The organism is Alistipes sp. ZOR0009 (genome assembly GCF_000798815.1).
Taxonomy (GTDB): Bacteria; Bacteroidota; Bacteroidia; order Bacteroidales; family ZOR0009; genus Acetobacteroides.
Window position 1 is genome coordinate 21,992 of the sequence record NZ_JTLD01000065.1, and the last position, 7,299, is coordinate 29,290.

Consider the following 7,299-nt stretch of genomic DNA (forward strand, 5'->3'; position numbering starts at 1 on the left):
CTTAAAATTATGAAGAAATTACAATTATTGGGACTGGTGACCCTTTCTTCCTTGTTTATAGGATGCGATTTAGATATTCCACCCAAAGGACAGATTATCCTTGAAAAAGAGAAGGATTATACTGCTCTTCTAGACTATGCAAATTTATTCAATTATGATAACCAACTTGCTTGGTACTCCTCTTTTGACGCTGGATCAATGTCTTCAATTGTTACAGGCAATGGTTATTTATTTTCGAAAGCTTGCTATTTAGGGCTGTCTGATGTGGATCGAACAACCGACTTTAAAACTACTCCTCTTTATACGGAATGCTATAAGCGTATTGCTCGTTATAATATAGTAATCGATGAGGTTGTGAAATCTGATGGAGATCCAAAAGATAAGCTGAGAACGCGAGCAGAGGCATTAGTGCTTCGGGCCTATAACTACTTTGTATTGGTGAATACTTTTGCTAAACCTTACAACAAGGCAACATCATCGACAGATGGAGGGGTATTGGTACGAACAGCCTTTTCGCTCGAGGAGAATCCACCGCAAATGACGGTTGAACAGGTATACCACGCTATTGAAAGTGATTTGGTGAGTGCGTTGCCTCATCTTGGCTCAAAAGGAAAAAATGTTAACCATCCAGGTCTTGCATTTGCTAATGGTGTTTTAGCAAAAGTCTACCTCTTTAAGGGAGAGTTTGACAAGGCTGAAACTGCGGCAAAGGAATCGCTTAAGCACAACAGCTTCATTTTTGATTGGGTTGCTTGGGATTTAGGTCCTAAACCTGCTCCTGAAATTGGCTATAACAACGAGGAGAATCTTTACTTTGGTTATGGAATAAATAGTTTTACTCCACTGGGATTTGGTATTGGTCCACGTTTGGTTAGCAAATATACTCCAGGCGATTTACGAAAAGATCGCTTTTTCTGGTACACTTTTTCGGCTTTTTTACCTGGTTGTTACGCATATCGAGAGTATTACGAAAAGGTAAATGGGGTGAATGTCTCGCGAATGATAAAATTTAACATTGGAGGAATGAAGGTTTCTGAAGTTATGCTTATGCTCGCGGAGTGTTATGCCCGCTCGAATAAGGTGGCTGAAGCGATGCAAATTGTGAACGATTTGCGTAAAAAGCGAATTTTACCTACAAAATATGCCGATTTGGTTGCGAACAATCAGGAGGAAGCCTTTAATCATGTGATGGACGAGCGTTCGCGGGAGTTGGTGCTTACACCCAATAATTTTTACGATATACGACGCTTGGAGGTTGAAGGAAGACACCAGGCGGTAGAGCGTATCCTTCAGGATGGAGCAAAGGTAACGGTGCAGAGCAGTAGCAGCATATTTATTATGCCATTTCCTGACGATGCCCTCCATAAAAGCCCTAACCTAAAGCAAAACGTTGAAAAGTAGGTCATAAACTTTGGGGCTGTCATAAGTTTATTCGATAGCCCCTTTTACACTATTCATTTATTTCTAACAGACTACAGGTTCAAATATCAGAATCTGCCGGTGATGTAGGTTTTTTCGTAAAGTTACTCGCCTTTGGTCTTAATTTAAAAAATGTTGTATGAAACATATATTACTATTACTGTTGGTTTTAGTAGGCACCCAACAGGGCTTTGCGCAGGAACCTTTTTCATCTATTAAAGGAACCCTCGAAAAAAAAGGTATTTCGAAAATATGCCTATTTAGGACGATAAATGGGCGTGAAGACACCATTGCTACGACGAGCCCTTCGGCCGATGGAACTTTTGGGTTTCTACTTAAAGTGCCAGAGGCGGCATTTTACACGGTTGGAGATAAGCAAAAATCCTATCGACTTTACCTTAAACCGGGAGACGCTGCAACTGTTCTTATTAACGATTCGCTAATGACTTTTGTTGGGGGTAATACTAAAGAGAACTTGGCGCTTGGGAAATGGCAGCAGTTTAGCCAGCCGTTGAAAAAAATGACTGTTTATTTCTATGAAGGACGATCAACATATAAGGAAATATTTCCGGAGTTAGAGAAAGTTGAGGCAAAGGCAAAGTCTTTCGTAAAAATGAATAGTTCTGGGAATAAAATATTTGATAACCTTATGAATCAAGTTATCAGATATGATTTAGACTACTATACGCTGATGGGGATATACACCCCTAGGGTAGAGCATCCGAATTTAGATCAGTATCCGATGCGTGTAAAAAGACTTATTGGCACGAAGGATTATGATGACGATAATGTGTTGAAGCAACCTTATGGCGAAAAACTTCTTACCTTGATCTGTACCTACTTGAAGGTTACTGGAGGCTCGGCCTATAATAGTGTTGACAAGCAGATTGCTGCACTAGGAGGGAATCTATCTAAAGGGGTATTGGTGGTGAATGTTGCTAAATACTTTAAATCTTATAAAGAGTTTCAGGAGATCGAGGAAAAATATGGTTCTTTGATTACCAATGCCGATTTAAAGGGGTTTATGGAAAAAATTCGTCTGTCGTTAATAGATTATAAAGAAGGAACTCCTGCTTACAACTTTACGTATGCCGATACTTCCGGTCGGAATGTATCTCTAAGCGATTTTAAAGGGAAGGTTGTGCTTGTAGATGTGTGGGCTACTTGGTGTGGTCCTTGTAAAAAGGAATTACCTTCACTTAATGCTTTAGAGCAGGAGTATGAGGGGAAAGACGTCGTTTTTATAAGTGTTTCAACAGATAGCAAGAAGGATCTTGAAAAGTGGAAGGCTTTTGTTAAGGAGCACCATTTGGGCGGTGTTCAGCTTTTTGCAGGCGAAAATTCTACGCTTTCAAAAGACTATCGAATCAATGGTATTCCTCGATTTATGCTTTTTGATAAAAAGGGGGCAATTGTTACGGTAGATGCACCTAGGCCTTCTAACCCTGATCTTAAATATTTGATTAATAATCAACTTAGCAAGTAATAGTGATGCTGATTTTATTGATAAGGACATTTGGTGCTTTTGTTCTCGTGTTTGGAACCTTTTTCGCAAGTTTTGCACAGAAAGGTACATCAACGATAAGAGGAACAGTTGCAAATTTATCTGTACGATATGTTTATGTCGAAATTTCTCAAGAAAAGAGAACGATTGTAGATTCCATTGAAGTTGAGGGTGGTATCTTTGAGAAGAAGTATGCTGCTGATTCTATACTACAGTTAATGGTTAGCTTAGATCGTCCGCTTTCGTTATTAAGTGAGTTAAGCAAACAGGGTAAAAAGGTCGATTTGTCGGCATACTATCCTAATCTAGGAAATGAAAGTTCTCCTACACAGGCGGTATTACGTCCAATTTTAGACGAAATGATACCAAAACCTCTCGAAAGGAAGCTGCATATTTTTATTAAACCAGGAGAAGATATTAATTTAAAAGTACCCATGACAGGCATTTCTAATGCAGAAGTGCAGGGTAGCACAGATGTGGTTAAGTATGTTGCTTTTTTACAGATAATAAATCCTTTAGAGCAGCAGCTTGAGTTGGTTGAGCGGGAGTTCAAAACCTATGAAGGCGAGCTAAGTATTGGATTAATTGCCCAATTTGATGATAGGCTGACAGCATTAAAACGGCAAATGAGTACCGAAGCCTTTAATTTTGTAAAGGCTAACCCAACCTCCCCTTATATTTATGCTATTAGTTGGGAATATATCAGCCAAGATATTAAGTTACTAGCTGAGGTTTGTAAGATTTTAGAAGAAAAAAAAGGGTTAACGAAAGAGGGTATAAGCTTGAAACGTAATTTATTGCGCTACAGCAAAGCTCCAGAAGGGAGTGTTGTACCTGATTTTACAGCCACCGATTCGAAGGGCAACTCTGTTACACTGAGTCAGTTAAAGGGAACGGTTGTTTTAGTAGAATTTTGGGCTTCATGGTGTGCTCCTTGCAGAGCAGAAAATCCTTATTTGGCTTACATTAATGAACGATACAAGGATAAAGGATTTGTTCTGGTAAGTTTTTCTCTCGATAATAAAAAGGAGAGTTGGTTTGATGCAATGGATAAGGATAAAATGACTTGGATAAATGTATCAGATCTCGAAGGAATAAAGAGTGCAATAGCCAGTAAGTATGGTGTTCGAGGTATTCCTGCTAACTATCTAATTTGTGATGGAAAGATTGTTGCCGTAAACCTTAGAAAGCAGCTCCTTAACGAAAAACTTCAAGAAATACTAAAGTAGTGAGTCTTCCTTATAAAACTTCTCTCTTTAAGGAGTGACTATTTAGCAGTTTGTTTATTTGGAGATTGTGGGCCACAACGTGGCTCACAGTTTTCCTGAACCCTCAATTTTATTTCATGAAAAAGTATGTATTCGCAGCAATTGCTGCGGTAGGAGGCTTATTGGCTAATAGCGGCGTTGCTCAGCAACATTCCGATCTAAGCTTACCTGTTGATTCGAAAGTTAAGATTGGCAAATTGCCTAACGGATTGACTTACTACATTAGAAAAAATGACATACCGGAGCAAAGAGCTGAGTTTTTTATTGTGCAAAGAGTGGGGTCCATGCTTGAGAATGAAAGCCAGCAGGGGCTTGCGCATTTTCTTGAGCATATGGCTTTTAATGGAACCAAAAATTTTCCGGGAGATAGGCTTATAAAGTACTGTGAATCTATTGGAGTAAAATTTGGGGAAAATATTAATGCATATACGGCTTTTGATGAAACAGTTTACAATATTTCAAATGTTCCTACCACTCGTTCTACAATAATAGATTCGGCTCTCCTTGTGTTACACGATTGGTCTAACTGTATAAGTTTAGAAGACAAAGAAATAGATAAGGAGCGTGGAGTAATCCGCGAGGAATGGCGAACACGTAACACGGGTCAGAACCGTGTTGGTAGTGCCTACTTTAAGGAGGTATATCCGAATAATATTACCGGCACTAGAATGCCGATTGGTTCTATTGATGTTATTAACAGTTTTTCATATCAGCAGCTTCGTGACTACTATAAAAAATGGTATAGGCCCGATCTTCAGGCTATTATTATTGTAGGAGATGTGGAGGTTGCCGATGTTGAGGCTAGAATTAAATCCATTTTCGCCGATATCAGCAGGCCTGTAAATCCAACCGAACGCACTTATGTCGCAGTAGAAGACAATCAGGAACCTATTGTCTCAATTGTAACAGATCCTGAAGTTAATAAAACGTCGGTGTCGTTGATGTATAAGATGCATACGGTACAATTTACAGAGCGAAATAGTAGGTTGTACTACGTCAGGGGTATTGTTCAGAATTTTATAGCCCAAATGCTGAATGCCCGTTTTGCTGAAATATCCCAGAAATCCAATCCTCCGTTTCAAGGCGCTGGGGCAACTTACGGAAATTATATTGTTTCTAAGACTAAAGATGCGTGGACAACAGGGGCTTCTGCAAAGAGTGGAGAGGCGCTAAATGCTCTTAAAGCAATTGTGCGAGAGAACGAGCGAATGCACCGTTTTGGCTTTAGCGTATCTGAACTTGAGCGTGTAAAGGTGGAGTATCTACGTAATTTTGAAAATGCGTTTAACGAGCGAGAAAAGCAAAAAAGCGGAGTTTTTGTTCAAGAATATGTAAATAACTTTACAACGAACGAACCTATTCCTGGAATAGAATTTGAATTTGACCTCGTGAAAAAGGTTTTGCCTAGTATTAATGTAGAGGATATTAATCGTCTTGCTAAGTCTTATGTCTCCGATACTAATATGGTAATAGTCGTAACAGGGCCCCATAAAGAGGGAGTTTATACCCCTACGAAGGAAGAAGTTCTTGCTGCAGTTGCCGATATACAGAGAGAAAATATAGAACCTTATCAGGACAAGGTGATTACGGAACCTTTATTAGCAACTTTGCCCAAAGGTGGAAAGGTAGTGCAATCCGAAAATGCCCCGTTTGGCTACACAAAGTGGAAGTTATCCAACGGTGCTAAAGTTTTTATAAAAAAAACAGACTTTAAAAAGGATCAAATACTAATGCATGCTTTTTCGGAAGGAGGAACGTCCTTGTTTAATGAAAAGGAAAGAGCAAACTACAGCATTATAAATGAGGTGGTGCCTCTCGGAGGGCTTGGGGGATTTGATCCAATGGAGTTGAATAAGGTTCTTAACGGAAAAATTGTAGGGATAAGTGCTAACGTGGGCAGTAGTGCAGAGTCTCTTTCTGGTAATACTACGCCCAAAGATTTTGAGTCACTTATGCAGCTTACCTTTCTTAAGATCACCCAACCAAGAATGGATGAAGTGGCATTTAAGAACTATGTGTCAAGAAAGAGAAATCAGCTGGAGATCGCAGCTCTTAATCCAGCATCTGCTCTTTCGGATTCTATTCGAACAACCCTCTATGATCGTAACCCATTCATGTCGAAATTTGATCTAGAGATGCTCAATAAAGTAGATTATGCGAGGGTGGTAGAACTCTATAAGGAGCGCTTTGCCAATGCAGGAGACTTTACTTTTATACTTACAGGCAACATTGATTCCTGTGTCGTAAAACCGATGGTGGAACTCTACCTCGGAGGTTTACCAAGTTCGACGGGAACTGAAAAATGGAAAGACCGAGGAGTAAGAATGGTGAAAGGAGTTAAAACCGTTGATTTTGAAAAGGTGTTAAGCGTTCCCAAATCAAGTGTTTTTGTTTGTTACTCTGGAACGGCAAAGTATTCGATGGAGAATAGTATTTTGATGGATTTTGTTTCTTCAATACTTGATTTCAGGTACACTGAAGCAATCAGAGAGAAGGAGGGGGCCTCTTACGGAGTATCTGTAGGTGCTTCTATAGATATTAAGCCAATCGAGCAGTACATGCTTCAAATTTCATTTGATACCGATCCGAAGTTAAAGTCAAAGATGCTTGCCATTGTCCATCAAGAAATCAAGAATTTTATAGAGAAAGGTCCTTCACTTGAGGATATCAGTAAAGTAAGGGAGTTTATGCTGAAAAGAAATCAGGATATGCAGGTAGAAAACCGTTTTTGGTTGAATATTCTCTCTTTGTATCTCCAAAATCAGGTGGATTTTTCAACAACGTATTCTTCATATATTAAGAGTATTACACCTGAAATGGTTAAAAATGCTGCAAAAGAGTGGTTAGATCAGGGGAATATTGTTGAAGTAATTATGAATCCTAAATCGGACATTTAATTTGATATCAAAGGATCGGTAGGTTTAAAATATATAAACGCCTTATTGGAGACTGCCTTGGATGGGGATTTAAAATGAATCACTATCTCATGAAAGGCTAGGTTCTCTAGCCTAAGGTGTCTCTTTTGTAAAAAAAATAGTATGGCAAAAAAGACGTTACTTTTAATTGTACTAGCAGTGGTAGGTGCTAGCATGGCCTTTGCCCAGCTTT

4 protein-coding genes are annotated in these 7,299 nt (G+C 39.2%); all 4 read left to right on the plus strand.

Translation table 11 applies throughout. The features are described 5' to 3' along the window. Positions 1–9: 9 nt before the first annotated feature. The 4 genes from L990_RS15630 to L990_RS15645 all read left to right on the plus strand — a co-directional run bounded on the left by L990_RS15630 (position 10) and on the right by L990_RS15645 (position 7,088). Positions 10–1,401: a RagB/SusD family nutrient uptake outer membrane protein gene (locus L990_RS15630; RefSeq protein WP_047451300.1), complete on the plus strand. Its 1,392-nt coding sequence runs from the start codon at positions 10–12 to the stop codon at positions 1,399–1,401. Positions 1,402–1,558: 157 nt separating this feature from the next. After that, positions 1,559–2,905, plus strand: a complete 1,347-nt coding sequence (locus tag L990_RS19445; protein ID WP_052181082.1) for a TlpA family protein disulfide reductase — start codon at positions 1,559–1,561, stop codon at positions 2,903–2,905. 5 nt (positions 2,906–2,910) lie between these two features. Beyond that, positions 2,911–4,152, plus strand: a complete 1,242-nt coding sequence (locus L990_RS19450; protein WP_052181083.1) for a peroxiredoxin family protein — start codon at positions 2,911–2,913, stop codon at positions 4,150–4,152. A 116-nt stretch (positions 4,153–4,268) separates the two neighbouring features. Beyond that, positions 4,269–7,088, plus strand: coding sequence for a M16 family metallopeptidase (locus tag L990_RS15645; protein WP_047451302.1), 2,820 nt, complete (start codon positions 4,269–4,271; stop codon positions 7,086–7,088). Positions 7,089–7,299 lie beyond the last annotated feature (211 nt).

What these genes read in the sequence shown, in the direction of transcription:
- L990_RS15645 (WP_047451302.1), top strand. Translation starts at nt 4,269, where the DNA reads ATGAAAAAGTATGTATTCGCAGCAATTGCTGCGGTAGGAGGCTTATTG.
- L990_RS19450 (WP_052181083.1), top strand. Translation starts at nt 2,911, where the DNA reads ATGCTGATTTTATTGATAAGGACATTTGGTGCTTTTGTTCTCGTGTTT.
- L990_RS15630 (WP_047451300.1), top strand. Translation starts at nt 10, where the DNA reads ATGAAGAAATTACAATTATTGGGACTGGTGACCCTTTCTTCCTTGTTT.
- L990_RS19445 (WP_052181082.1), top strand. Translation starts at nt 1,559, where the DNA reads ATGAAACATATATTACTATTACTGTTGGTTTTAGTAGGCACCCAACAG.